The organism is Neisseria sp. P0021.S007 (assembly GCF_051956855.1).
Map to the genome: position 1 here is coordinate 1 of NZ_JBQCXA010000896.1, position 571 is coordinate 571.

A 571-nucleotide genomic window follows, 5' to 3' on the forward strand; every position below is an offset into this window, starting at 1 on the left:
AGGCAACTCTGGTGCGTCAAAATTCAACGGCGGCAAACAGTTTTACGCTGCCAACCGTGCCGTTATCGATGATGTGGCACGCAAATATGGCGTACCTGCCGAGCTGATTGTGGCGATTATCGGTATTGAAACCAACTACTGCAAAAATACCGGCAGCTTCCGTGTTGCCGATGCTTTGAGTACCTTTGGTTTTGATTATCCGCGCCGAGCTGAGTTTTTCCAAAACGAGCTGATTGAGCTTTTGCTGATGGCGAAAGAAGAAAAAGAGAACGTTTTTGACTTCAAAGGCAGTTATGCGGGCGCGATGGGTATGCCGCAATTCATGCCTTCGAGCTATCGCAAATGGGCGGTCGATTATGATGGCGACGGACACCGCGACATTTGGAACAATATCGGTGACGTTGCCGCCTCTGTTGCCAATTATATGAAGCAGCACGGCTGGAAAACAGGCGGTAAAATGATTGTTCCCGTCAATCTGACGATTACGCCTGACTTGAAAGCCATCATTGACGAGAAAACGGCTTTGAACCGTACCGTTGCCGATTTCAAAGCGATGGGCATGTCTATTATA

Annotated in this window: 1 protein-coding gene; it reads left to right on the forward strand. The window is 48.5% G+C overall.

From position 1 onward, the window contains the following. Positions 1-571 (forward strand): lytic murein transglycosylase (locus ACTHUR_RS16590; protein ID WP_440399781.1); only part of this gene is annotated, 571 nt, incomplete at both ends.